This is a genomic window from Rhizobium sp. SG741 (assembly GCF_012275435.1).
In the GTDB taxonomy this organism is placed as follows: domain Bacteria; phylum Pseudomonadota; class Alphaproteobacteria; order Rhizobiales; family Rhizobiaceae; genus Rhizobium; species Rhizobium lusitanum.
On record NZ_JAAZQP010000009.1, the window covers coordinates 156,974 to 181,332 of the forward strand.

The 24,359-nt window shown below is 58.2% G+C and carries 25 protein-coding genes; 17 read left to right on the forward strand and 8 right to left on the reverse strand.

Translation table 11 applies throughout. The features are described 5' to 3' along the window. Nucleotides 1–7: 7 nt before the first annotated feature. The 3 genes from mqo to FHT29_RS22550 form a co-directional block, all read right to left on the reverse strand. Nucleotides 8–1,501, reverse strand: coding sequence for a malate dehydrogenase (quinone) (mqo, locus tag FHT29_RS22540; RefSeq protein WP_168600148.1), 1,494 nt, complete (start codon nt 1,499–1,501; stop codon nt 8–10). Continuing rightward, complete coding sequence (locus FHT29_RS22545; protein WP_037198688.1) at nt 1,494–1,910, reverse strand: cupin domain-containing protein; 417 nt, start codon at nt 1,908–1,910, stop codon at nt 1,494–1,496. The genes mqo and FHT29_RS22545 overlap by 8 nt, the downstream gene beginning before the upstream one ends. A 472-nt stretch (nt 1,911–2,382) precedes the next feature. Next, a complete protein-coding gene (locus FHT29_RS22550; protein WP_080760549.1) occupies nt 2,383–2,604 on the reverse strand; it encodes a LysR substrate-binding domain-containing protein in 222 nt (73 codons plus the stop codon). A gap of 221 nt (nt 2,605–2,825) precedes the next feature. Between FHT29_RS22550 and FHT29_RS22555 the strand changes: the two genes are divergently transcribed. From FHT29_RS22555 to FHT29_RS22580, 6 genes are all read left to right on the forward strand, one after another. Beyond that, a complete protein-coding gene (locus tag FHT29_RS22555; RefSeq protein ID WP_162693750.1) occupies nt 2,826–3,011 on the forward strand; it encodes a hypothetical protein in 186 nt (61 codons plus the stop codon). A 155-nt stretch (nt 3,012–3,166) separates the two neighbouring features. Beyond that, the gene (locus tag FHT29_RS22560; RefSeq protein WP_037198686.1) at nt 3,167–4,000 is read left to right on the forward strand and encodes a formate/nitrite transporter family protein; all 834 of its coding nucleotides are present in this window, start codon (nt 3,167–3,169) and stop codon (nt 3,998–4,000) included. Between the two features lie 89 nt (nt 4,001–4,089). Beyond that, entirely contained in the window at nt 4,090–4,338 is a 249-nt protein-coding gene (locus FHT29_RS22565; RefSeq protein WP_162693751.1) for a hypothetical protein, read from the forward strand. Between the two features lie 451 nt (nt 4,339–4,789). Beyond that, nucleotides 4,790–6,373 (forward strand): ATP-binding protein, encoded by a 1,584-nt coding sequence (locus FHT29_RS22570; RefSeq protein WP_168600149.1) that lies wholly within the window; start codon nt 4,790–4,792, stop codon nt 6,371–6,373. Further along, nucleotides 6,366–7,043 carry a response regulator transcription factor gene (locus FHT29_RS22575; protein WP_037198683.1) on the forward strand — a complete coding sequence of 226 codons (678 nt, stop codon included), beginning with the start codon at nt 6,366–6,368 and terminating at the stop codon, nt 7,041–7,043. Before FHT29_RS22570 ends, FHT29_RS22575 begins: the two co-directional genes overlap by 8 nt. A gap of 32 nt (nt 7,044–7,075) precedes the next feature. After that, nucleotides 7,076–7,456, forward strand: coding sequence for a response regulator (locus tag FHT29_RS22580; protein WP_037198682.1), 381 nt, complete (start codon nt 7,076–7,078; stop codon nt 7,454–7,456). Nucleotides 7,457–7,617: 161 nt separating this feature from the next. Here the strand turns inward: FHT29_RS22580 and moaA are convergent, their stop codons facing one another. Beyond that, the gene (gene moaA, locus FHT29_RS22585; protein ID WP_168600150.1) at nt 7,618–8,655 is read right to left on the reverse strand and encodes a GTP 3',8-cyclase MoaA; all 1,038 of its coding nucleotides are present in this window, start codon (nt 8,653–8,655) and stop codon (nt 7,618–7,620) included. A gap of 724 nt (nt 8,656–9,379) precedes the next feature. Between moaA and FHT29_RS22590 the strand changes: the two genes are divergently transcribed. The 4 genes from FHT29_RS22590 to FHT29_RS22605 all read left to right on the forward strand — a co-directional run bounded on the left by FHT29_RS22590 (nt 9,380) and on the right by FHT29_RS22605 (nt 13,704). Beyond that, the gene (locus tag FHT29_RS22590; RefSeq protein ID WP_047557370.1) at nt 9,380–9,943 is read left to right on the forward strand and encodes a hypothetical protein; all 564 of its coding nucleotides are present in this window, start codon (nt 9,380–9,382) and stop codon (nt 9,941–9,943) included. Then, on the forward strand, nt 9,940–10,932 hold the full coding sequence (locus FHT29_RS22595) for an NAD(P)H-quinone oxidoreductase (protein ID WP_047557367.1): 993 nt from the start codon (nt 9,940–9,942) through the stop codon (nt 10,930–10,932). Before FHT29_RS22590 ends, FHT29_RS22595 begins: the two co-directional genes overlap by 4 nt. A gap of 85 nt (nt 10,933–11,017) precedes the next feature. After that, on the forward strand, nt 11,018–11,863 hold the full coding sequence (locus FHT29_RS22600) for a nitroreductase family protein (protein ID WP_052212282.1): 846 nt from the start codon (nt 11,018–11,020) through the stop codon (nt 11,861–11,863). Between the two features lie 245 nt (nt 11,864–12,108). After that, nucleotides 12,109–13,704, forward strand: coding sequence for a Na+/H+ antiporter (locus tag FHT29_RS22605; RefSeq protein ID WP_047557365.1), 1,596 nt, complete (start codon nt 12,109–12,111; stop codon nt 13,702–13,704). Nucleotides 13,705–13,944: 240 nt separating this feature from the next. Here FHT29_RS22605 and FHT29_RS22610 read toward each other — a convergent pair whose 3' ends face one another. Next, nucleotides 13,945–14,988 (reverse strand): MsnO8 family LLM class oxidoreductase, encoded by a 1,044-nt coding sequence (locus FHT29_RS22610; RefSeq protein WP_168600151.1) that lies wholly within the window; start codon nt 14,986–14,988, stop codon nt 13,945–13,947. A 5-nt stretch (nt 14,989–14,993) separates the two neighbouring features. Further along, nucleotides 14,994–15,971, reverse strand: a complete 978-nt coding sequence (locus tag FHT29_RS22615; protein WP_047557361.1) for an MsnO8 family LLM class oxidoreductase — start codon at nt 15,969–15,971, stop codon at nt 14,994–14,996. A gap of 403 nt (nt 15,972–16,374) precedes the next feature. Between FHT29_RS22615 and FHT29_RS34970 the strand changes: the two genes are divergently transcribed. After that, entirely contained in the window at nt 16,375–16,956 is a 582-nt protein-coding gene (locus FHT29_RS34970; protein WP_168600152.1) for a response regulator, read from the forward strand. Next, nucleotides 16,953–17,765, forward strand: coding sequence for a formate dehydrogenase accessory sulfurtransferase FdhD (gene fdhD, locus FHT29_RS22625; RefSeq protein WP_047557358.1), 813 nt, complete (start codon nt 16,953–16,955; stop codon nt 17,763–17,765). Before FHT29_RS34970 ends, fdhD begins: the two co-directional genes overlap by 4 nt. A gap of 47 nt (nt 17,766–17,812) precedes the next feature. Here the strand turns inward: fdhD and FHT29_RS22630 are convergent, their stop codons facing one another. Together FHT29_RS22630 and FHT29_RS22635 are read right to left on the reverse strand one after the other, a co-directional pair. Next, nucleotides 17,813–18,457 (reverse strand): response regulator transcription factor, encoded by a 645-nt coding sequence (locus FHT29_RS22630; protein WP_047557355.1) that lies wholly within the window; start codon nt 18,455–18,457, stop codon nt 17,813–17,815. Between the two features lie 53 nt (nt 18,458–18,510). Further along, nucleotides 18,511–20,805, reverse strand: a complete 2,295-nt coding sequence (locus tag FHT29_RS22635) for an FdhF/YdeP family oxidoreductase (RefSeq protein ID WP_168600153.1) — start codon at nt 20,803–20,805, stop codon at nt 18,511–18,513. A 215-nt stretch (nt 20,806–21,020) separates the two neighbouring features. Between FHT29_RS22635 and FHT29_RS22640 the strand changes: the two genes are divergently transcribed. The 5 genes from FHT29_RS22640 (at nt 21,021) to FHT29_RS34585 (ending at nt 24,338) form a co-directional block, all read left to right on the forward strand. Next, on the forward strand, nt 21,021–21,584 hold the full coding sequence (locus FHT29_RS22640) for a DUF992 domain-containing protein (protein WP_047557350.1): 564 nt from the start codon (nt 21,021–21,023) through the stop codon (nt 21,582–21,584). 111 nt (nt 21,585–21,695) lie between these two features. Further along, a complete protein-coding gene (locus tag FHT29_RS22645) occupies nt 21,696–22,151 on the forward strand; it encodes a hypothetical protein (RefSeq protein ID WP_052212275.1) in 456 nt (151 codons plus the stop codon). A 368-nt stretch (nt 22,152–22,519) separates the two neighbouring features. After that, a complete protein-coding gene (locus tag FHT29_RS22650) occupies nt 22,520–22,720 on the forward strand; it encodes a hypothetical protein (RefSeq protein WP_037198668.1) in 201 nt (66 codons plus the stop codon). A gap of 184 nt (nt 22,721–22,904) precedes the next feature. Beyond that, complete coding sequence (locus tag FHT29_RS22655; RefSeq protein ID WP_037198666.1) at nt 22,905–23,381, forward strand: DUF992 domain-containing protein; 477 nt, start codon at nt 22,905–22,907, stop codon at nt 23,379–23,381. 105 nt (nt 23,382–23,486) lie between these two features. Then, the gene (locus FHT29_RS34585) at nt 23,487–24,338 is read left to right on the forward strand and encodes a DUF1003 domain-containing protein (RefSeq protein WP_052212272.1); all 852 of its coding nucleotides are present in this window, start codon (nt 23,487–23,489) and stop codon (nt 24,336–24,338) included. Nucleotides 24,339–24,359 lie beyond the last annotated feature (21 nt).

Consider the following 24,359-nt stretch of genomic DNA (forward strand, 5'->3'; position numbering starts at 1 on the left):
TATCAGATCAAACGAATTCCAGACCGAGCACGGAGGCGGTCTCTGATCTGATCTTGCGGCAGGCATCAGCGTCCGTCTTGAGGTCGATGCCGTAAGTCGGGATGACTTCACTCAGGCGTGGCAGCCAGGCGTCTTCGGTCAGCCTGTCGGCAAAGCACTTTTCGAGGACTTCGATCGCGATGAAAGCCGCCGTTGAAGCACCAGGGGAGGCACCGAGGAGTGCGACGAGGGAGTTATCGGCGGCAGCAATCAGCTGCGTGCCGAATTCCAGTTCGCCACCCACATGTCCCTTCGGCTTGATGATCTGGACGCGCTGACCGGCGACGGCTTCGGTCCAGTCTTCTTCCTTTGCCAACGGGAAGAAATGCTGCAGCGTTTCGAACTTTGAGCGGTCGGTCGCGACGACCTGGCCGATGAGATATTCCTCGAGCTGCAAGCTGTGGAATGCCACATCCAGCATCGGCAGAATGTTGGCCGGACGGATCGAACCGAAGAGATCAAGATATGATCCCTCCTTCAGAAACTTGGTCGAGAAGCTGGCATAGGGGCCGAACAGGACCGAGCGCTTGCCGCCGATGATGCGAGTGTCGAGGTGAGGCACCGACATGGGCGGAGAGCCGTGTGCCGCCTTACCGTAGACCTTGGCATGATGGCGGCTTGCAACGGCATCGTCGTCACACCGAAGCCAGATCCCGCTAACTGGGAAACCGCTATAACCGTGACCTTCGGGAATGCCGGATTTCTGGAGGAGCTCGATGGACGCGCCGCCGGCGCCGATGAATACGAAGCCGGCAACGGTCGAGGACCTGTCACCGCTTGTGACATCCTCCACCTCGACGCGCCATTTTCCGTCCTCGGTCCGCGACAGGTCCGTGACGCGGTGCTTAAAGAACACCGAGAAGCCGCTCTGCGCCGAAAGCTGGGCCATCAGAAGATGGGTGAGGGCACCATAGTCGACATCCGCACCGCTGACGATGCGGGTAGCTGCAACCGCTTCGCCATTGGCGCGACCTTCCATGACGAGCGGCGCCCACTCCTCGATCTTGGCCGAAGCGTCCGAGAACTCCATGCCATGGTAGCAATGGCTTTTCGTCATGGCATCGAAGCGTTTGCGAAGAAACGCGACATTGGCGTCCCCGGTCACGAAGCTCATATGGGGGCAGGCATGCAAGAAGGCGCCCGGATCCTGGATCGCGCCCTTGCGGACGAGATGTGACCAAAGCTGCCGCGAGACGTCGAATTCGACGTTGACTTCGAGGGCCTTGTGGATATCGACGGTGCCGTCTGCGAGCTGGGGCGTGTAGTTCAGTTCGCAATTGGCCGCGTGGCCCGTACCGGCGTTGTTCCAGCCATGGGAGCTTTCGAGCGCGCAGTCCTCAAGCACTTCGAAAGCAACCATGGACAGCCCAGGTTCAAGCTCCTTGAGCATGGTCGCCACAGTCGCGCTCATGATGCCGGCGCCGATGAGAACGATGTCGGCTTTCTCGTTGACGTTAGCCATGCACCTGCTCCTTGCTCTGCGACGACGTGGTTGCGACGAACCCGGCGCTGGCAGCGTTTGCCAGGATCACATATGCGCGACGCCACGGATCTTCCCCGAGCAGCCGCCAACGATGGCCTGTGCCCGTTGTGTCCTCGGCAAGTAGAATGTCGCCCGGATGAATGGTGAAGCGCTTGCCGCTTTTGGTTTCGAACTCGAGCGTGCCGCTCAAGGTGAGAACGAACTGGCGGATGGGGGCAGGATGCCAGGCATATTCTCCGCCAGGCCCGGTCTCGCGAAACGAGATGGAAGTGCTCTTGAACACCGCACTTAATGTGTCTCCGCGTTCACCCTTCGGGAGATCGATGACCCCCTCCTCGAACTTGGAATTGCCCTCGCTGTCGGTCCAGATTCGGACGCATCGAAACATGTCTTTCACCTCACTTTGGTTCAGACACCCGTTGCATTTTCGGGCCTGATCTGTTTGCAGTGAGGTGCAGCCTAAGCTGCTGGCGATCGGCGGCGATACCACGCTTAGGTATAGATTTGACCAGACTTTAGCCTATCGAGGATTTGTCTTGTCAGGCGTAAGCTATTGAAAATCAATAAATTTAAATAATATAATCCTGTTCCCCTCCAAAGCACTAGCGCGCATCCTGTACTGCCCAAGGCAACGGATGGGATAGACCTCCACGTAGCGGTTTAGATTGCTGTCAGTCTTTCGGAAGAACCGATCTGAGACCACGTAAGGAAAACTTGGAGCTCCATTCCGACAACGCGCTTAATGTCGTTTACGGTCCGGTTGGCGAGAAGTTGCCGCACGCCGCAGTAGATCATCATGGCGTGGAGTCGCCGGATTGCTTCGGCTTATATCGGCAAGGCTTGACCGTTCGTCGGGTCTTCTATTCATCAGGCCGCGAAAGAGGGCCCAGCATTTCTGTAAGCTTTTCGTCAAGCGCTTCTATGAATGCTCTTACTTTGGGCAGAAGCATGCGTGTCGTGGGATAGACAGCCCAGACAGCGAGTGGCTCGGGTTCCACCCCTTGGATCTTGATTTGGACGAGGCGGCCCGCACGCACGTCATCGGCCACATTCCACCGGGCAACAAGACCTGCAACAGACATTTACCGGGCAATCCGGACGGTCTTCTCGATTCTCACTTGCACGAGGCGAACTTTCCGACCTGCGACGCTGGCTGTTGCGTCAGGATGCAGCAAGGCTTCTTCCGCCACAGTTCATCGCGGCGATCGATGCGGAGGAGGCCCCGTCCGTCCAGGGCATTTTCGATTATTAGGCGGACCGGATCAGCGGGACTTCAACCGCTCTGATCGGAGATGCGGCGTTCGTGGTTCGCCCCCATACAGCAATGGGCGTGGCCAAGGCGGCCGGCGACGTCCTGTCGCTTCGTGCGCATCTACGGCGGGCAACAAACCTTGTGGCGGCATTGCGTGGTTTTGAAGCGGAGAGGATCGTGGTCGGCCGCGAGATTGCCGCATACGGGCAGCAACTCGGCCGTTCGTCCATGCGATAACGATGTTCACCTTGCCGGACTAGCCTGCGGAGCACGCAGAAAACGATACCATAGGGCTGGTCCCCTAAACGTACGTATGGTTCAGCCATGGTGCGATGAGGGCTACGGTTCGACAACTCAAATGTTACGCCCGGATGGGCGCGAGAGGTCGAACGATGTACGAAGATTCCGTCAACAGTTTCGCGGAAGCTGGCGTCCACAAGGCGCAAGTCGTTAAAACCCAGTTTTTTGCTTTCGTGATCGGCGCAGCAATGGCCGGAGCCTATATCGGCTTCGGCGATGTTCTAATGTTCACCGCCGGTGCTCACGTCGATCCTGCTTGGGCCCATCTGGTCATGGGCATCGTCTTTTCGTCTGCTTTGACGATCGTCGTTTTTGCTGGCTCCGAATTGTTTACGGGAACAGCCATGTACATGACGCTCGCGGTTCTGACCCGGCGGGCGACAATCGGTGATGTCATTCTGGTTTGGTGTGCGGCGTGGATCGGCAATCTGGTCGGTGCAGTTATTCTTGCGGCGCTCATCCATCTTGCAGGTGGCGGCGTCATCCTTGGTGATGGCAGCCAGACATTCTTCAGTATCGTCTCTGCAAAGATGTCGGCTGGCTCTGCAGCACTTCTGGCGCGAGGGATCCTCTGCAACTGGCTTGTATGTCTGGCTATTTGGATGGCCGGCAGAACCGACAACGCCGCGGCAAAGGTCATGCTGATCTTCTGGCCAATCACGATTTTTGTCGCCGCCGGCTTCGAGCATTCGGTGGCAAACATGTTTACCTTTGCGGTCGCGCTCATCGGTGATCATCCACCAAGCGTGACGTTCGCTGGGGCCATCCACAACCTCGTCTGGGTGACGCTCGGCAATCTGATTGGCGGCGCCGTCTTCATGGCGCTTGGATACTGGGCCCAGTTCTATAGCAGTGGCCGCGTTTCCTTTGCGCCATCAGCTGTCCCCTCTCAATCACGTATCAAGGCAACGTGGGGTGACCAGTGATGTCTCCGCCAACCGAACCCGGCGAGAACAATGGCGCCGCACTCCAGTTGGCGTTCCCCAGTGTCCGGCCCGATGATGCCGGCGCCCAGATGAAGCATCTCAAATCCATGACCGCTCATGCGCGCCATGGCATCGTCATAGGCCTTTGTGCCAAGCTCGAAGAAATGTCGCTTGTGGCAAAGGCGAGGGCAATGGCAGACCTGGAGGTGATGCTGGCAGACCTATCGCAATCAATACGGCTTTCCGCCGCCGAGATCTCTGACGCCACCTTTGGGCCCGCATTAATAGGAAAAATGTCCGCTTCAGTCAGCCGGATCGAACAGAATTTCACTGGATGACGCTCGCGAGATCGGATGCTTTGAGGCGCCGCTTTTCTGGCGCCAATTCTAGAATCGCCAGGACGCGAAGCCCGCGACACAATCGTGGGAATGTCCTCAAATGCCGTGGGCGCGTGCGCGAACGTATATGGTCGGCGACACCTAAGTATAGTTACGTTCATTCGAACAGCCCGCTAATCTGACACTCGTTAGCTCGATCGCCGCCCCTCGACGAGGCCGGCAGCGCCAAGGCGCTGCACGGTCCGAGCAACCCTCCCCTCGGACCGACTGCGGACCACCGCGATCCGCAAAGGCCGCCTTCCACTGCCGGGAAGGCGGCCTCTTTTATTTGGCGACTCTGCCTCGAATTCCCTCGTTTCGAAGGGTTCCCGTAATGAGCAACTAGACCATTGTATAGGTCCGGCGGACGCCGCGAAAAGCTATCCTTCATCTCAAAGATATGGAACCGCCCATGACACAGGTGCTGGAATTGAGATTGGCAAGGTTGGAAGCAGGTCGATACGATCTGATCTTTGGTAGTACAGCCCTGCTCGTGGCTGCGGCGGTTTTTGCCGTCGATATGTTCTCCCAGATCGAGGGTGCGATAGCCGTTCTATATGTGATTGCGCTTCTGCTGGCAGCTGAGTCCGTAAACAGGCTTGGTCTGATCATCGTCACGGCGCTCTTCATGGTAGGCGCGTTGACTTCATTTTTCGTGACACACGCGTCGGATCCTGACTTTCCGACTTTCCTGCGCCTTTGTGTAGCACTTGCCGCTCTAGCAGTGACAGCAGCGTTGCTGTTGCGAACAGACCAAGCCAGAACGGCGCTTCTTCAGACAAACTCTGCGTTGCGCGCTAGTGAAGCCCGCTATCGTGCGATTTTTGATCGCACTCGGGTCGCCTTGTGGGAGTGGGATTATTCGAAATTGCGCGAATTCCTGATGAGTCTAAAATCTCGCGGCGTGACCGACGCGAAGGCCTATGCGCAATCGAACCCCGGCTTTTTGAAGGATTGCGTCTATAAGATTGAAATCGTTGATGCCAACGAGGCGGCGGTTGAGCTCCTTGGTGCATTTGCTGCCGATGTTCCAGGTTGCATCATGCACCGGATCATCCCGAAGGATAGCGATACGTTCACGGCCCTGCTGCAGGCTATCATGGATGAAGCAACCTATTTCGAAGACAATGCAGAGGTGTTCAACGAAGATGGCGAACCGAGAATCGTTCTTCTCGACATCAGCTTTCCGAAAGATCCATCGGCGTTCAGTCGTGTGATCGTCAGCATGGTTGATGTGACGCAGCGAGAGGAAGCGCGCAAGGCGCTTGCCGATGCACAGGCTGAACTGAGCCGTGCTTCGAAAGCGGCGACGGTCGGTGCGTTGTCGGCGTCGCTCGCCCATGAGCTCAATCAGCCACTTGGAGCAATCGCAGTCGCTTCGCAGACCCTTATTCGCTGGCTTGATCGGACACCGCCGGACATTGAATCGGCAAAGCGATCTGCAGAACGGATCCTACGCGACAGTAATCGGGCGAGTGACATTTTCAAGAACACACGTGTCATGATGCTGCCGACACCAAAGGAGAATGAGACCGTTGATCTGGCGAGTTTGGTCAACGACACACTCACGCTGATGGACCACGATCTGCAGCGCGAACAAACGGATGTGGAGGTCGTCCAAAAGACGAAACTTCCAGAGGTTGCCGGCATTCGCGTCGAGATGCAGCAGGTCCTGATAAATCTGATTTCCAACGCGGCGCAGGCCATGACGGGATCGGATGCCTCCAAGAAACTGGTGACCGTCACGCTGGATGCGCCAGCCGACGCAACTCACGTCTCAATCACGGTTCGGGATACAGGGCGAGGACTTGATGCCGATGCTCAGCAGAACCTGTTCAAGCCTTTCTTCACGACAAAGGAAAACGGCATGGGGATCGGCCTTTCTATTTGCAGAAGTACCATTGAAGCCATAGGCGGCTCGCTTGATGGGCACAATCATCCCGATGGCGGCGCGATTTTTGAGATCAAATTACCGAAGGAGAAAGCCGATGCTTGAAATGAAGACCAGCAAGCGGAACCCGGACTCCCCCGTCATCTATATTCTCGATGACGATCTTTCGATGAGGGAGTCCCTGATCGACCTCTTTCGCTCCATGCAGTTCGAGGCTGAGGCCTACGCAAACCCGAACGAGTTTATGGGGATGGCCGATCTCAATCGCGCGGGTTGCATCGTTCTTGACGTTCGCTTGCCTGGCATCAACGGCCTGGACTTCCAGACCCATCTCGAGCGTGCCGGTAGCCTTCTCCCCATCGTCTTCATGACCGGATACGGCGATATCTCCATGAGCGTCCGTGCCATGAAAGCGGGCGCCGTGGATTTCCTGGCCAAGCCATTTCGCGATCAGGATATTCTGGATGCCGTCCTTGCTGCAGTCGAACGCGATGCAACCCGCCGACGCGAAATGCGCCGCCACCAAGACGTCGCAACCCGCTTCGAGACCTTGACAGTGCGAGAGCGTGAGGTGATGGAGGCAGTTGTCGAAGGTCTAATGAACAAGCAAATCGCCTTCAGGCTCGGTATAAGCGAGATCACCGTAAAACTGCATCGAGGAAACGTCATGAAGAAGATGCAGGTGAAGTCGGTCGCAGAATTGGTTCGCGCGACTGAGCATGCCACTGAACATCTGGCACGATCGGCAAGTCCCACGCTCGTCCGCGTTGCCTAAGACCAATAAGAAAACAATGAGAGTCGGAATAAGTGTCCCAATCTTCCCTAATCGCCGTTGTCGATGACGATCTGGCAATCCGCGAAGCGCTCGATGACCTGATCAAATCGCTCGGATATCAAAGCAAGCTGTTCGAGTCTGCTGAGGCCTTCCTCGCATTCAAGCAGCGCTCTACCGTGGACTGCATGGTCGTTGATGTGAAAATGCCCGGTCTGAACGGTATCGAACTTCAAAGTCGTCTGAATCAGGACGGAGACCGTCCTCCCATGATCTTCATGACGTCTTATCACGACGAATATACCCGAAGCGCAGCGCTTGACGGTGGTGCGCTAGCCTTTCTCGGCAAGCCGGTTGATCTGACCAAACTGATCGAATTTATCGATGTGGCGCTGGCTTTACCCAAGCGCGCCTGACCAAAGATCCGTCGTTCAACGACCGTCATTATCCAAATGCCAGGGAGACGGAGAAGGCCTCGCACAGCGGCTTTCCCAGAAGCTGTCAGTTAAGGCGATGGAGCACCGGAGGAGGTCGTCGTTGTTGAACGCGACTGATAGATCCTTTTACCAAACGTGGCTCAACCACCGGTCATGCTCATATGCCGGGCGACGCTCGGACGATTGTTCGAGCGGTCGATGATAAAATCATGGCCTTTCGGCTTGCGACTGATCGCTTCCGAAATTGCTGTATCGATGGCCGTGGCGCTTCCATCAGTGCGCAGTACAGACCGAAGGTCCGCGGCGTCGTTCTGGCCGAGACATAGGTAAAGCGTACCTGTGCAGGTCAGCCGAACGCGATTGCAGCTTTCGCAGAAATTATGGGTCATGGGCGTGATAAAGCCCACACGACCACCTGTCTCCGCAACCTTCACGTAGCGCGCCGGACCACCGGTGCGATACGTCAAATCGTGAAACGTGAATTGTTGCTCCAGATCGGAGCGCAACTTTGAAAGCGGCAAATATTGCTCAGTGCGGTCTTCGTCGATCTCTCCCATCGGCATCGTTTCGATAACGGTGAGGTCCATTCCGCGACCGTGAGCGAACTGGATGAGAGCTGGCATCTCGCTGTCGTTAAAGTCCTTGAGGGCAACGGCATTGAGCTTGATCGCGATCCCGGCCTTCTGCGCAGCGTCCAGCCCTTCCATGACACGGTTGAAATCACCCCACCGAGTGATCTTACGGAATTTCTCCGGGTCGAGCGTGTCAAGCGAGACGTTGATCCGCCGCACGCCGCAGTCGGCGAGTTCTGAAGCGTACCGCGCCAGCTGGGAGCCGTTGGTTGTCAATGTCAGCTCGTCGAGCCCCTGACCGATATGTCGGCCCAGCTGGCGGACCAGATACATTATGTTCTTACGAACCAGTGGCTCTCCGCCCGTCAACCGAAGTTTGCGGACACCTCGCTCAATGAAGGCAGAGCAAAGCCGATCGAGCTCGTCGAGTGACAACAGATCCTTTTTTGGAAGGAACGACATGTTTTCTGCCATGCAATAGGTGCAACGGAAATCACACCGGTCTGTCACGGAGACGCGTAGGTAAGTAACAGCTCTGCCGAACGGATCGATCAATCCGTTTTCGGCTGGGGTTTCAAAGCTCTGCGCAGTCTGAAGAACTGTCATCTGTCTCGCGGTTCCTTCCGATTTCGCATGAAAATCCAGCACACGAAGCGCCAGGACAACCATACTTATGTATAGGCTAATGTCCTGCGCGTGCATCATGCAGTGGACGTCACTCGTCCGCGACGAGGTCGCTCGGAAAGTTGATTAAGACGTCGGTTCCCAGTGTGGGGGCGTTCCAATCGACGCCATAAGCGCTTTCGTGAAGGCGACAACCTTGGCACTTGGGCTCTGAAGGGTCCGTAGAAGGTAAATACCGGGCGGATCGTCGTTCCAACAGCCGACGGCGTGAAGGCACGTTTGCGGGCTGCTCCGGAGAAGCTTCCTTCCTGGACGACATCCACGAATGTGGGAAGAAACTCAGCTTTCATCTTTGCATTCCCGGCAAAACCGTTCTGAGGAGATTTGGGCTCATACCTGCGGCCTGTAGGGTCCAATTTCCTGCTTGCCAGAAAACCTCAGAAACAAGCGTTTTCGCTGTATTTCCCCGCATTCTGCGCAAAAAACCGGACTTTCCTCCAACACCTTTGCCGGTGGCGAAGGCGAGAAGCCAAGACCAAAGAATAGGGTCGAGACTAATCAGTATAATTGAGGCCAAGCCCGTCGAATGCCAATTTCACCCCAGAGCAGACAACGGGTTGCTCGAAAAGATCACCGCAAGAGTGCCAGGAACTTTGCCGGAAAGGCCTTGGGTTCAGGTGCAAAAACAGACCGAAAGGATAGAACCATGAAAGTCATCACCGACAAGCTGCTTTCGCTCTCCGCTTACTCGCACGAGATCGACGTCCCGCTCGACCAGATCGATATCGCCGATTGGCTCTTCAACCTACCGGAAGCGGAATATCAGCGTTGCTGCGTGCCGGATCACGTCTCGTGCGGCGCCACCTTCACCGATGATGGCCGCAAGATGTCTATCAACGTCGAGAAGATCGGCACGGGCCTGGTCATCCAGCACTATGTCGCCGACGAGGCCACGCCGTCCCATTGCCGCATGAATTCCATCTCCGACGTCTTCACGCCCACCGGCGAGCGCACGCAGGTCAATGTCATCTGGGAGCTGATCGCCGAAGCGATCGATGGCAACCGCACCCGTTACACCAACAAGGTTACCTGCCACCCGACCGACGCCTTCATGGCCTTCATCGAGCAGCACGGCCAGTCGTTCGAAGATGCTGCAGCTGCCCGCCAGGCTGCCGGTGGTGACCACAACCATCGCGAAACGCCGTTCTTCGCCGAAAGCATTGCCCGCAAGGCTCGCGCTCGCGCCGCCGCCAAGGTCGCTGCAGAGTGAAGGCGATCGTCTATGACAACTTCGTCAAGGCAGATGTTCTCCGCCTTGACGAGGTTCCCAAACCGGAGCTGCGCCCAGGCGACCTCCTTGTCGAGGTCAAGGCACTCGGTGTTAACCGCGCCGACCTGCTGCAGCGCCAAGGCTATTACGGCACCCAAACCTATGGAGAAAGTGCCTTGCTGGGATTAGAGCTGTCGGGCAGAGTTGTTGCCGTCGGATCCGACGTGACGGACGTGGAGCCTGGCGATCACGTCATGGCTATCGTCGGCGGTGGCGCCTATGCCGAGTATGCGCGTGTCGACCGAGGCATGGCAGTGGCCATTCCTGAAGGTTTCGGCTTCGTCGAGGCCGCAGCAATCATGGAATCCTTCGTCACCGCCTGGGAGGCGCTCGTTCATCTTGGCGAGATCGGGCCTGGCAGTTCCATCCTCATTCATGCGGCAGCTGGTGGTATCGGCTCGGCGGCAGTCCAGATCGGCAGTGCTCTGGGAACACGCGTCTTCGCGACCGCGTCTGCGTCGCGACGGGCGGAAGTCGAGGCACTCGGTGCGGAGCGTGTCTTCGACTACAACTCCGAGGACTTCGAGCTCGGCATCCGTGATGCCACTGATGGCCAGGGCGTCGATGTGATCGTCGATTTCGTAGGTGGCCCTTATCTCGGGCGCAACCTTCGCAGTCTGCGTCCCGGCGGCCGGCTGGTCCAGGTTGGCCTGCTCAGTGGCCAGGATAACACAGACATTTCTCTGGGCCTCGTCCTCCACAACCACCTGAAGATCATCGGCACGGTGATGAAATCGCGCAGCGCTGAAGAAAAGCGCGAAATGGTCCGCCGGTTTACCGAAGACGGTCTTCCCATGTTCCGCGATGGCCGATTGCGGCCAGTGATCGGGCAGACTTTCCCGCTTGCTCGCGCCTCTGCTGCCCACAGTGCAATGGAAACAGGTGGCGGCTTCGGGAAGATCGTTCTCACGATCGATAACGAGGACTGATTCCCACGGTTACCGCCGCTTGGCGGTGACCGCCGATTTTTGAGACCGCAATCGCGGCGAAAGCCGTTCACAAGCGAGCGTAGCGATGGACTACTATAAAAATTATGCCGTGAAATACGGTCGCCCTGTCGCTGATGCCGTTGCGGATCGATATGGTGACGCAGATAGCCTCGTCCGATCCGGCAATCCCATCATCGATCATATGTTGATGCATCGAAGCATTCGCCGGTTTACATCCGATCCGGTGGCCGAAGGCGATGTGAGGACTGCGATTGCCGCCGCCCAGTCGGCAGCGACGTCGTCCAACCTTCAGAGCTGGAGTGTAATCAAGGTGTCGGACCCGTCGCATAAGCAGGAGGTCAATCGCCTTTGCGGCAACCAGGGCCAGATCGACGATGCGCCCCTGATGCTCGTATGGCTAGCCGATCAGAGCCGCAACTATGCGATCGGTGAGGCTTACGACACACAGCTTGAGGCCTTCGACTATCTCGAATCAACGATGCTCGGCATGGTCGACACCTGCATTGCCGCTCAAAATGCAGCATTGGCATTCGAAGCGCTTGGCTACGGCACCTGCTTTATCGGAGCCGTGCGGAATAACGCCGAGGCGCTGGCGGCGCTCCTGCAACTTCCCGCGCGGTGCGTTCCGGTCATCGGTCTCGCCGTCGGGCGGCCGCATCCCCGGCACGACAGCGACATCAAGCCGCGCTTGAGTCAGGACATCGTGGTGCATGACGAGGTCTATCGCGTTGCTGAAGGCCAGGAGATCACGGCCTACGATCGCGTCATGACAGAATTCCAGGGCAAACAGGGAATGGCTCCTCACGGATGGTCAGGGGCTGTTGCCGTCCGGCTGGGCACAAGAAGTGCGCTCCATGGCCGAGATCGGTACATGGAATTCCTTCGTGTAGCCTATATGGGGACGCGGTAACGCCTCCTCAGCCGGCGCCACAGACACGAGCAGAACGCAACATTTGTGCCGGTTCGCGACGAGCCATCTGATCGGCAGGCCGGCTCTCGCGACGAGAGAGTTCTGCCCTGGCGTAAGCGTCAAACCGGTTGGTTTCTGGGTCGATCGCGCCGGTCATACGCAGCTGAAATAGGTCCAAAAGGTCCTACGAACACGACCCGTGGTGCCGGCCTCGCTGGCGCATCCTGATCTGCGAGCCTGCCGACATGTCTATCGAACTCGACTACGAATTTCTTGTCGGTCTGCTGATGGCGGTGCTCGTTTTGGCGTTCGCCGCCAAACACCTTCACTTACCCTCTGCTGCCGCCCTGATTGGCGGCGGAATCGCGCTTGCCTTCATCCCCGGAATTCCTGTCGTCGCGATGGATCCCAATCTCGTGATGGTCGTGTTTCTGCCGCCGCTTCTTCTCAGCAGCGCGTATCAGACCGTCTGGCTCGACTTCAAACAGTATTTTGCGGCGATCTCGTCGCTGGCCGTGGGCGCCGTGGCGTTCACGACACTATCTGTGGGGGCGATGGTCCATTGGCTGCGCCCGGATATTCCCTGGTCTGCTGCGTTTGCATTGGGTGCCATCGTATCGCCCCCGGACGCAGTTGCCGCGCGCGCCGTGCTCGATAAATTGCGACTACCCACCCGTGTGACGACGGTCCTGACTGGCGAGAGCCTGGTCAACGATGCGAGCGGCCTTGTCCTCTTCCATTTTGCCGTCTCTGCAGCGGTGAGTGGCACTTTCGACGCGCCGGTGGGAGCCGCGACTTTCTTCGTGGTGTCGCTTGGCGGCGTGATGGTCGGTGCGACGCTCGGTTGGGTGGCCCTGCGGCTTTTGCGACATTTCCAAAGCAGCGAGTTGATCGTCACAGCCACGCTGCTGCTTGCAGCCGTATCCTATATGATCTCCGATCGACTGGGCTTTTCCGGTGTCCTTGCCACGGTGACGACCGGCCTGATGTTGGGATGGCAACAGCACGAGATCTTTTCCGCAGCGACACGCATCAGGGCGCAGGCATTCTGGCGTGTCCTCGTGTTTCTGTTGGAATCTCTACTGTTTGTGCTGATAGGTCTGTCTCTGCGCCAGGCACTCAATCACTTTGAGAGCGTCGGTGACGGCATTCAAACATTGGGGATTCCTGTTGCGGCCGTCGTCGTCACCGTGATCGTGACGCGTTTCGTGTGGCTTGTCGGATCGGATATGATTTGGACAGGGCTATCGCGGTTCGGAATACACCCCAAGCATCTTCCATCGCTCCCCGCGACCGTTATCCTAAGTTGGGCTGGTATGAGGGGTGCGGTGACACTGGCAGCCGCGCTGTCACTGCCGATGGAATTCCCGGGACGAGACCTGATATTGGCATCCGCCTTCGGAGTGATACTGGTCACCGTGCTGTTGCAGGGCACGACACTGCCGCTCGTCATCAAGCTGTTTCCTTCGATCACGCCGAAAAGCAATGCTCAACTGGCAAGGGATGAGACTGGAATACGCAAGAAGATTGCCGATATTCAGTATCAGGCAATGCTCGAATACCTCCATACGAGTCGGGCGCGGGGCCTGCCCCATATGTCGGATCGCTACCTCTTCAGTGTCTTATCAGCCCCGCATTTCAACATAGCGCCAGAGAGAAAGAAGTCGCTGTCTGCCGAGCATTTCGAGGCAATCCTGGCGGCAATTCGAGCGGGACGCGCTGAAGTTCTGAAATTGTATAGGACTGGTCACGTCACTGACCGGGTCATGCGGAATATCGAGCAGGATCTGGACTTGCAAGAGCTCGCCACGCTTAGGCGACGCGACGAGCGCGTCGTCTGACATTCATACCTGATCTGTGCCAGGACGCGACCCACCGCGGATCCACCCAAAATGAACTTTCAAGATGCAAGGGTAACTCGTTTGGGATAGTGGCGGAGCTTGTGGACCACTCCGTCTCAGTCGATTGCCGCAAAGTCGTTATCGGTCGCTTCGAGGACCTCAACTCGGGCGGGATCTCTCAGAATCTTTGCGAACTTGGATTTGAAGGCGCCACTGGAAAGTCGCGCCCGATCTCGGTGCCTACTGAGGGAAGCGCTCAGCCAACGCAGCAAGGGTAAATTCACGGTTCGGCGCCCGGTCCGCTGGCTGCGAAGAATAGGCCGACACCACCGGATTGATCATCATCTCCGACACGCCGAGATCGGCAGCAAGATTTGCAACTCCTTCGGCGGCACGGTCCGGCGATCCGATGATCCAGGATCGACGAAACATCTGCACGAGACTTTCGTGGCGAGATGGAAACTCCTTTCCGTCGGCCTCCTCGACCAGCATTTGCGACTGCACAGGCTCGCCCGATCGGAATGATGACATGAAGAACAACTGCGGGCGAGCCAGCCGCTCTGCTTCTTCGTCGGTTTCTCCGATCACCACGATCGCCGAAACGAGGACCTTCGGCTCCGCCAGGTAGGCGCTGGGTTTGAAGCGCTCCCGGTAGAGCGCGATCGCTTCCTTGGCGCCCTCAGCGCGGATGTGATAGCCGAAGGCATAGGGCAAACCGAGCTCCGCGGCGAGCTGTGCCGAATACCAGGATGTCCCCAATATCCAAGGCGCCGGCGCACTTGAAGCGTTGGGGGCCGCCCTGAAGGTGAATTCGCGGTCATCCTGCGAGACAGTGAGACCTTCTGGCCGATTGAGGGCAAGCAGATTGCGCAGGTCGCCGATCATCGCTTCATCGGATTTCATCTCGGTGCCGCCACGCAGAAGCGAGCTCGTCGCCCAGTCGGCGCCGGTCGAGCGGCCGATGCCAAGGTCGACGCGGCCGGGATAGCAGGCCTCCAGCAGGCCCATCTGTTCTGCGACGAGCAGCGGCGGGTAATGCGCCAGAAGCACGCATCCACCGATCCGGATGCGCGCCGTATGCGCTCCAATGACTGGCGCAAACGCGGCCGTATGGCTGGCTGCGACGGCCGCGACGTTGTGATGTTCCGCCAACCAGTAGCGGTGATAGCCGAGCTTCTCTCCAAACTTAGCCAGTTCAATCATGGAATTGAAGCAATCCGTCGCCGTCTGGTTCGAGCGGATCGGGCCGATGTCGAGGATGGATAGGGTCAGCTTCTCGCTCATGTCGGTCAGCTCACAATTCTGTCGGCGATCTGGTGGAAGGCGCGGATCTTGTCCTCGATGTCGAAACACATCATGGTCAGCATGACTTCATCAGCATCATAGGCGGCGCCCCGCGCCGAGATTTCCGCCACGGCATCATCGATCAGGCCGATGACTTCGCGGTTGGCGATCTGATCGAGATAGGCTTTCTGACTTGCGGAGAAGTCGATGCGATCGAGCGTGTCCGGTGATGGGACGGCCTTCGGATAGTTGCCGCTATCGCGCATCAGCCTGAAATAGTCGGAGGCCTTCTTCAGTTCCGCCAGTTTCGCCGGCGTATCCGCGCCGACGAAGTTAAGCGCGATCAGGACGCGCGGCTCGGGGAATTCAGGCGAAGGTCTGAAATTGCGTCGATACAGATTGACGGCTTCTCGCGTCGCCGCCGGATTGATGAAGAGCGCGATGGCAAGGCCCATTCCCTTTTCGGCCGCCATGCGCCCGCTCTCCGGATGAGAGCCGGCCGAGAGGAGCCAAAGCGACGGGGCACCGTCCACCTTGGGCATTGCAATCGCCTTCTGGTGCTCGTCGTGGAAGAAGCGCTCGAGCTGACCGACTTGCTGGGGAAAGTCGATCCCTTCGGGAGGGTTGAGGAGAGCGGTGGAATAGGGATCTCCGCCACTCGCACGTCCGATACCGCAATCGATACGGCCGGGAAACAGGGCTTCCAGAACCCGGAAATTCTCAGCCACCTTGTAGGCGGAATGGTTCGGAAGCATGACCCCACCCGAACCAAGCCGAATACGGTCAGTCTTGGAGCCGACGGCGGCCAACAAAACCTCCGGGGACGAGCCCTGTAGAATGCTCATGTTGTGATGTTCTGAAAGCCACAGCCGCTCGTAGCCGAGATAGTCTGCCTCCCGCGCCAACCACACCGTGTTCTGGATCGCATCTGTCGGAGAGCTATTTTCCGAAAGGGTCGACTGTTCGAGGATGGAGATTTTCACCGCTGTTCCTTTGATGAAGGGTGGCTACCCTTCTCATGCTGTCGGTTCGCATGCCGGCAGGGACATTTTGAGAGAGTACGCCTGCGTGAGTATTCGCGAGCTAGATTGTCCGGGCGAGCCGTTTAAGCCGATTACCGCCGGTTGACCGTGGGTACGCTAGACGAAGGTGTGTGGGCCCGTAACTATACGAGAGTGTAGGGACGGTTATTCCTAGATCCAGTGGCCGAGACGGCCTGCATTCCGGGGTGGAATGCCAGGGGAGGATCGCGCGCGGTGTCTCAAATGCACGCTTGGGCATCAAACTGGGCTTACCGCTCGTATGGGCTAACCTAGCCCTACGTATAGTTCAGACGCGTTGCCGATCGCCGTAATCTGCAGTTGGCTCGAGATCTGGAAGGTGGACATGGCAGAAGGACGTTTGGAGAAAGATTTCCCTGGCCGACCGGGTCGCCGATCGGTGCTGATCGCAGATCCAGTGCTGGCCCTCGACGCCGAGATCGCTCAACGCCTCGTTCGTGAAGGGTTCGACGTCATGGTGGCGAGACGCGTATCGGACGCCGCAAGCCAGATGGCCTCAACACAAGTTTCGCATTGCATGACGGAGCTGAGGTTCTCTGACGGCACGGGCTTCGACATCTTGCGCATGATCGCAGGACATCACCCATCCTGCAGAACCATTGTTCACAGCGGCCACTGCGATATCGCCACCGCGGTTGCGGTCGCGCGCGCTGGCGCAGCTGACGTCTTGCCGAAGCCGATGACAACCGATTTCCTTCTGGCGGTCTTGCTCGACCGGGACTTGAGACATTCGGGCTGTATGGAAACCTTGCAAGGCCCAAACGTGGTCCGCGAGGAGCATATCCGGCAGGTTCTGATATCTTGTGGGGCCAATGTATCACGCACCGCTCACCGATTGTCGATGCATCGGCGCACCCTTCAACGGATGCTGGAAAAATCGCCATCTCTTCGGGCGCTGGTCCGATGACCCTTCTTCGACCGACACTGCAATCGACGCCAAGCCGCTCCGTCAAAAATACCCATTTCGAGCGAAGCACCGTCCGCCTCGTACCTGAGGAGGTCCCGGTCGCGATCTCTTATGCTGGTTCCTCGCATGCCGTTTTGATGGCCACGCCGGATGATCTCGTCGACTTTGCGATCGGCTTCAGTCTGACGGAAGGGATCGTCCAGAGTGCTTCGCAAATCCGTTCGGTTGACGTCGTCGAAGGCGAGCTCGGGATCGACGTGCAGGTCTTTCTCGCCGACGATGTGTCAGACCGGCTGCGCGCAAGAAAGCGCAGTATCGCCGGCCCCGTAGGCTGTGGGCTTTGCGGTATTGAGTCGATCGATCAGGCGATGCGTACCCTACCTGACCTGTCTGCGGTCGAACTCCGGATGTCGCATGCCTCTATTGTGGCGGCGACGGCGGAGCTGGCGAGGGCACAGGACCTTCATCGCCAAACCAGGGCGGTTCATGCGGCTGGTCTCTATGTTGAGGGGAGCGGTCTCGTAGGAGCGCGCGAGGATGTCGGTCGCCACAACGCTTTGGATAAACTCTGTGGCTTCGTGTTCAGGTCATCCGTTGCGGCGGAAAAGGGCGCCGTCGTCGTTACCAGCCGCATATCGGTCGAGATGGTGCAAAAGACCGCCATGCTGAGCTGTGCGATGCTGATTGCAGTATCTGCTCCGACTGCGCTCGCCATCCGAACGGCTGAAGCGGCCGGCATCACCCTGATTGCGCTTGCGCGTGGTGAAGACTTCGAAATCTTCTCGAATCCCCATCGTGTTGGCCCATAACGGGGTTATTTCCTCGTCACCAAGCCTACCAACCAGCGCTTGCGAATTCAGGGCTGCTTTCCGTAGCCGAGCGCCTCGCCGACCCGCACAAGATCGGCAAGTGAGCGCACATCCATTTTGCGCATCACGTTTCCCCGGTGGAGTTTGACGGTTACCTCAGTAATACCGAGTTCGAAGGCGATCTGTTTGTTCATCAAACCGCGCACCACAAGCTGCATGACCTCCTGTTCACGTGGCGTCAGTGTCTGGTAGAGGGCCGCCGCCGCATCGATTACCGTGTCGCCCTGACGGATCTCATCGTCACGGGCCAGCGCGACGTTTACGGCCTCGATCAGCGCCGCCTGATCGAAGGGTTTGGTGAGGAAGTCGGATGCACCGGCTTTGATCGCCTTCACGCTCATTGGGATATCGCCATACCCCGTCATGAAAATTATCGGCATCTTGTTGCCTTTGGCGTTCAGATGCGCCTGCAGTGCCAGACCGTCAAGATCTGGTAACCTGACGTCGAGCAGGATGCAGCCTGCTCCAGGCCTCGCGGCGGCCAGGAACGTTTCCGTATTTTCAAAGGCAACGGCGTCGATTGAAAGGGAATGGAAGAGGTCGACGAGCGATTCTCGCATGGAGAGGTCGTCGTCGACGATATAGACGACCGGACCGGGCGGACGGGCAGGGGGCTTTCGAGAGGCGATCATGAGATCAGTCTTTCCAACTCCTGCTCAAGCCATGTCAATGCCTGGGATCGCCGTCATGCCGCCTCTGCGCGGACAATCTTCACCGGAACGCCCTTATAGGCCGGCGTGCCGGACTTTCGGTCGTAATGGCTGAGTGCCACGATGGCATTCATCTCCGGATAATAGCCGCCGACTGAACCCTGCGGAAGATCATATGCGACGGCAGTATAGCCACGGACCGAGCGCTCGAGACCGTTTTCCGCCACGGCATGCACATCAATCCGGTCGCCTTCCTTCAGACCGCGGGAGGCAAGGTCCGCGGCGCTGATGAAGATGACATCGCGCCGCCCGAAAACGCCGCGGTATCGATCATCCAGACCGTAGACGGTGGTGTTGTACTGGTCATGACTGCGCATCGTGGCCAGCACGAGCGTATCCGGATCTTTCAGTCTCGGGTCCTCGTCGAGACCGCAGGCAATCAGAAAATTCGCCTTTCCGGTCGATGTCCGCCATTCGCGATGGGAGGCCGGGACATTCAGCCGGAAGCCGCCGCGCACCCTGACCCGCTTGTTGAAGTCGGCGAAATCGGGGAAGACGATCTCGATCTTGTCGCGAATGCGGTCATAATTCTCGATCATGCCGAGCCAGTCGATCCCATGCCCGTTGCCGACCGTGGCATGGGCAATGCCGGCGAGGATGGCCGGCTCCGACTTTAGGAACGGGCTCGGCGGATTGAGGAATCCGCGCGAGGCGTGAACCATCGACATGGAATCCTCGACCGTGACCGATTGCGGTCCGGATGCCTGCGTATCGAGGTCGGTGCGACCGAGACAGGGCAATACGATGCAGGTCTTGCCGGTCAGAAGGTGCGAGCGATTGAGCTTGGTCGAAATGTGGACGGCGAGATCGAGCTTGCGCATGCCGGCGAAGGTAATCGTCGGGTCAGACATTGCCACGGCCAGATTGCCGCCGAGGCAGATAAGTGCCTTGGAGCGCCCTTCGGCGATGGCCTCGATCGCTTCGATCGCATTGTGACCCTTGTCGCCCGTCGGGCGGAAGCCGAAGGCACGTTCCATACCGTCGAGAAGGGCGGTATTGGGGATTTCGGTGATGCCGACCGTGCGATCGCCCTGGACGTTGGAGTGGCCGCGAACCGGGCAGATGCCGGCGCCCTCGCGTCCGATATTGCCGCGAAGCAGGAGTAGATTTGTGGCCTGCTGGACATTGTGGGTGCCGTTGGCATGCTGGGTTAGACCCATGCCGTAGCAGAGAATGACATTCTTGGCCTTGAGATAGACGTCGACGGCGCTTTCAATCGATGCGCGCGACAGGCCGGAATAGTGGAGGATATTGTCCCAGCTGGTCGCTTCCACGTCGCGGCGCAGGTCTTCAATGCCGACCGTGTGTTGCTCGATAAAGGCCCGGTCGAGGACACCGCTGCCGCCATTGGCCAGATCCAGCGCATCCCTTTCGAAGATCAACTTCATCATGCCCTTGATCGCAGCCAGATCGCCGCCGGTGCGGACCTGATGGTAGGCCGAGGCAATCTCGGTCGAGGAGAATGTCGCCATCTCGATCGGGTCCTGCGGCGCCGCGAACTTTTCCAGCGCCCGCTCCTTGAACGGATTGAAGACAACGATCGGCGTACCCCGGCGCGACGCTTCGTGCAGCGTGGTCATCATGCGCGGATGATTGGTGCCGGGATTATGGCCGAAGCTGAAGATCGCATCGCAATGATCGAAATCTTCAAGCGTGACCGTGCCCTTGCCCACGCCGATCGATTCCGGCAGCCCGACGCTCGTCGCCTCGTGGCACATGTTCGAGCAGTCCGGAAAGTTGTTGGTGCCGAAGGCGCGCACGAATGCCTGATAAAGGAAGGCGGATTCATTGGAGGCGCGGCCGGACGTGTAGAATTCCGCCTGATGCGGACTTTCCAGTGCGTTGAGCTCCTTGCCGATAACGGCGAAGGCGTCGTCCCATTCGATTGGCTGATAGCGGTCGCTTGCCGCGTCATAGATCATCGGATGGGTGAGGCGCCCCTCGTTTTCCAGCTCGTGATCCGTCCAGGTCCACAGTTCGGAAACGGTATGGGTGGCGAAGAATTCCGGGCTGACGCGTTTGGCGGTCGATTCCCAGGTGATTGCCTTGGCGCCGTTCTCGCAGAATTCGAAGGACGATGTGTGCTTTGGATCGGGCCAGGCACAGCCAGGACAATCAAAGCCTTCCGGCTGGTTCGCCTTCAGAAGCGTCGCCGTCCCTTGGGCGACAACCTGCTGCCGGGCGAGTGTTTCGGCAACCGCCTTGAGGGCTCCCCAGCCGCCAGCTGGTTCGTTATACGCCTTGATGCCATCGGGCCGCTTCTTTGTCATCGGGGTCTCCACGGTTCGTATGCGGATAGCCTAGCAGCGAAAGGAGATGGCCGAAGCTATACAGAAGCATAGGTCGGCTCCTAAAAAACGAGATGCTGGAAATCGACGCCGGATAACATCGAGACATTTCGCCGAATGAGGCGTGCTGCTTCCCGCCAATCACCTCGCTCGTGAGGCAGGGCGGACCAAGACCCTCGTTTGGCCGACCTATATTCATGGATGATAGCCGGGTGAACCTTCGCGGCGTTACGACTTCATGGAAGCGCGCCGGCATCGGTCCGCAATCCAGCAGCGCGACAGCGGAGAAAGCTATGAATTGTATTTCGAAGATCGCAGTGGTGACCTTGTCCACGATGGTGGTCCCGCAATTGGGCCATGCCCAAGCTGCGTCAGGACCTTCAGCCGGAATGCTCGTCTGTGTGGTCGATACCCGAAAAGATGAAATGAGCGACCCTGATCAGGATGTCGTTTGCGATTTCATTTCGGCAAGTGACGGAAGCCAGACCCGCTACTATGGGACGATCAAGGACTTGGGAATCGACGTTGCCGAAATAGATGGCGGGCATATGACCTGGCTCGTGCGTAATCCTGCATCCATCGCCACAATCGCGGGTGCTTACGGGGCATCGCCTGCCGCATCAAATCTTCAGCTCCCTCCACATGCGATGGTTTTGTCCGGCGAAGGTGGGACGGGGATCGTGCTGCAACCCGCAATGCTCGAAGGCTATGGCCTGAATTTCGCAGTCGGCGTAAAGGCTCTCACACTCACCAAGTCATGAAGTTTAGCTCGCCCCATACGAACGCATAGGGCGGATGTCTACCCGTATGATTTTCGAACGGACGAGAACTGACGAAACTCCCCTCGTCAAATCCCCAATGGAGAGTGGAAAATGCCCTTCAAGAAACTTGCACCAAGCAATCGGCGTCTCGGTTTTGCAATCATCACCATGGCCGGCCTATCACTGGCGCTGGCATCCTGCGAAACGGTATCGCAGACCGTTCAGTCTAAAGAAGATAACCTCTCTGCCGCCGGCTTCGTTGTCCGCCCCGCAAACACGCCGGCTCGCGTTGCAATGCTGAAGCGCTTGCCTGCGAACAAATTCCTCATGCGCAGCCGGGGCAACACGGTGAGCTACGTCTATGCCGATCCGATCAACTGCAACTGCCTGTATGTCGGAACACAGAAGGCCTACAGCCAGTACCGCCAGACGCAGGCTCAGGAACGGATCGCCAATAGGCAACTGCTGGCGGCTCAGACCTACGCCGACGCGAAATGGGATTGGTCCGGCTGGGGACCTGACTTTCCGGAATTCTATGGTCCCTTCGGTGCAGGCTACGGCTGGTGATCAATCGGTATTCTGACACGCGCTGTGGCAGCAACGACATAGGCTCATCACCAGAGAACGTTGCATAAGGCTGCTTGATTGGGCCTGACCTCGGCGTGCCGAATGAATGCGCGGTTCCAGAAATGGAGCCGCGCATTTTTAGTTCCTGAATGACCTCGGTCCTGTTCCCACTTCCGATTGCCCTCTCGACCGAAAACGGAGACCTCAGCATAGCCCGTCCATACCTTCGTGTAGGGTTCAGGTTCCATGAGTATGATTTTCCCAGGCCGATCAAGTCCGTAACTTTCGGGTCGTCGCCAAAGAGCGGCGATAGGGGAGCGCTTTCGCATCGGCGTCTCGTCCCCAATGTCTACCGAAAGGAATATCTCATGAACCGCGTTTCGAAACTTGCCAGCGCTGCAATCCTGCCCTCCATGTCGTTTGCCGGCGCAAGCTATGCCGCCGATAGCCTGAAGATGAACTGGGAGCCCGAGCTCGAAAAGACCCTCACGACGTTCAAGGCGCCGTTCAACGTCGACTACACCGATGATTACAATCGCGGCGATGACGATACGAAGCCGGGCCGCTGATGGCAGCGTGACTTTCTGGTTGTAGTAATCGACCGGCCCGGGCCGGTCTCCGGCCCACCCATTCCCTTCTACGGTTCGTGGTTGTCCAGCACTCCTATCCACCCGCTGGCACGACGGCCGCCACGCGCTCCTTTCCAAGGATCGCCCTCCCTCGAATGATCCTTAGCTTGAAAGGACCCAAACTATGCGCAAACAACTTCTCTTCTCCGCAGCAATTGCCGCCCTGTCTTTCATCGGGGCTCAGTCCGCCTCAGCTGTCGAGCATGTCGAAGCCGGCCGCCTCGACTGTGACGTCTCTGCCGGTCTTGGCGTGATTGTCGGATCGCAGCAGGACATGAGTTGCGTTTTCACGCCCAGCGACGGTGGTGCGAAGGAAGACTATACCGGCAAGATTACTGAGTTCGGGATCGATATCGGTGAAGTCAGCAAGGCCAAACTGGCATGGCTGGTCTTTGCGCCGGCCTCCCGTGAGACCTCCGCGCTATCCGGCACGTATACCGGCATCACCGCTGATGCGGCGCTCGGCGTCGGTGTCGGCGCCAAGGTTCTCGGTGGCGGCCTGCATGGCACCATCGCCTTGCAGCCGATCGCGCTTCAGGCCGAAGAAGGCGTCAACGTCGCGGCCGGTATTACCGCCTTGACACTTCACACCAAGAACTAAGCGGAAAGCCCCGGCATGTGCGGCACCATGCGTGGCGCACATGCCGATCGTCGAGACATGAGGGGCATGTTTGCTCCTGGCATATGAGTATTGGGGATCAGTCGCGTGAACGCGCCCGTAACACATACCGCAAGAGCCAGCACAGGACGATCGCCGAAGGGAAGCAACCTGATTGCCAACCGGCCGATTGATGCCGTAAGTGGCGTGCTGTTGAGACCAGGCCACGAATGCCGCATCGATGAGCTACGGCCCGGGCTTGCCGACTACCTGCGCCGCCGGTACCCCTCGCTGAGACCTGATGACTATATCGATAAGGCCAGCATCGAAGAGTTGCGACGTCAGTCCATCCTTGATTTGCTACGAGAAGATCGCGGCGAACTGACGTCGATCGAGAACGAAGTCGCCGAAAGCATTGCGTCACGCGAAACTCTAACGGAAAACCCCGAAACCGAGTTTGACGATCGCGAGAGCCTCGGCAGCCGGGTTGCCGATCTCGTCGCAGACTTCGGCGGCAGCTGGCCGTTCATCATCGGCTTTGGCGGCTTCCTTGCGCTTTGGATGATATTCAACACGCTGATCGGCCCTCGCGATGTCTTCGATGCCTATCCATTCGTTCTTCTCAATCTCGTTCTATCGACAATCGCCGCTTTCCAGGCGCCGGTGATCATGATGAGCCAGCGTCGGCAAGAGGCCAAGGACCGCCTTCGCTCCACGAACGATTACAAGGTCAACCTTAAGGCGGAACTCGAAATCCGGCGGCTTCACGAGAAGGTCGATCATCTCATTCAGAAACAGCGCCGCTCGCTAGACCTGGCAGAGCGCCGAGAGACCAAATCGAACGTCGGGGTCGCCGGCAAAGTCCATCGGGTCAAGCCGGCCCGAGTGACATCGTCGAAGGCGCGCTCGCCGTCGCTACGAAGGTCGATCACCGTAAGCCGAACTGAACTTACCCAATAACCCAAAGACCAGCAGCACCAC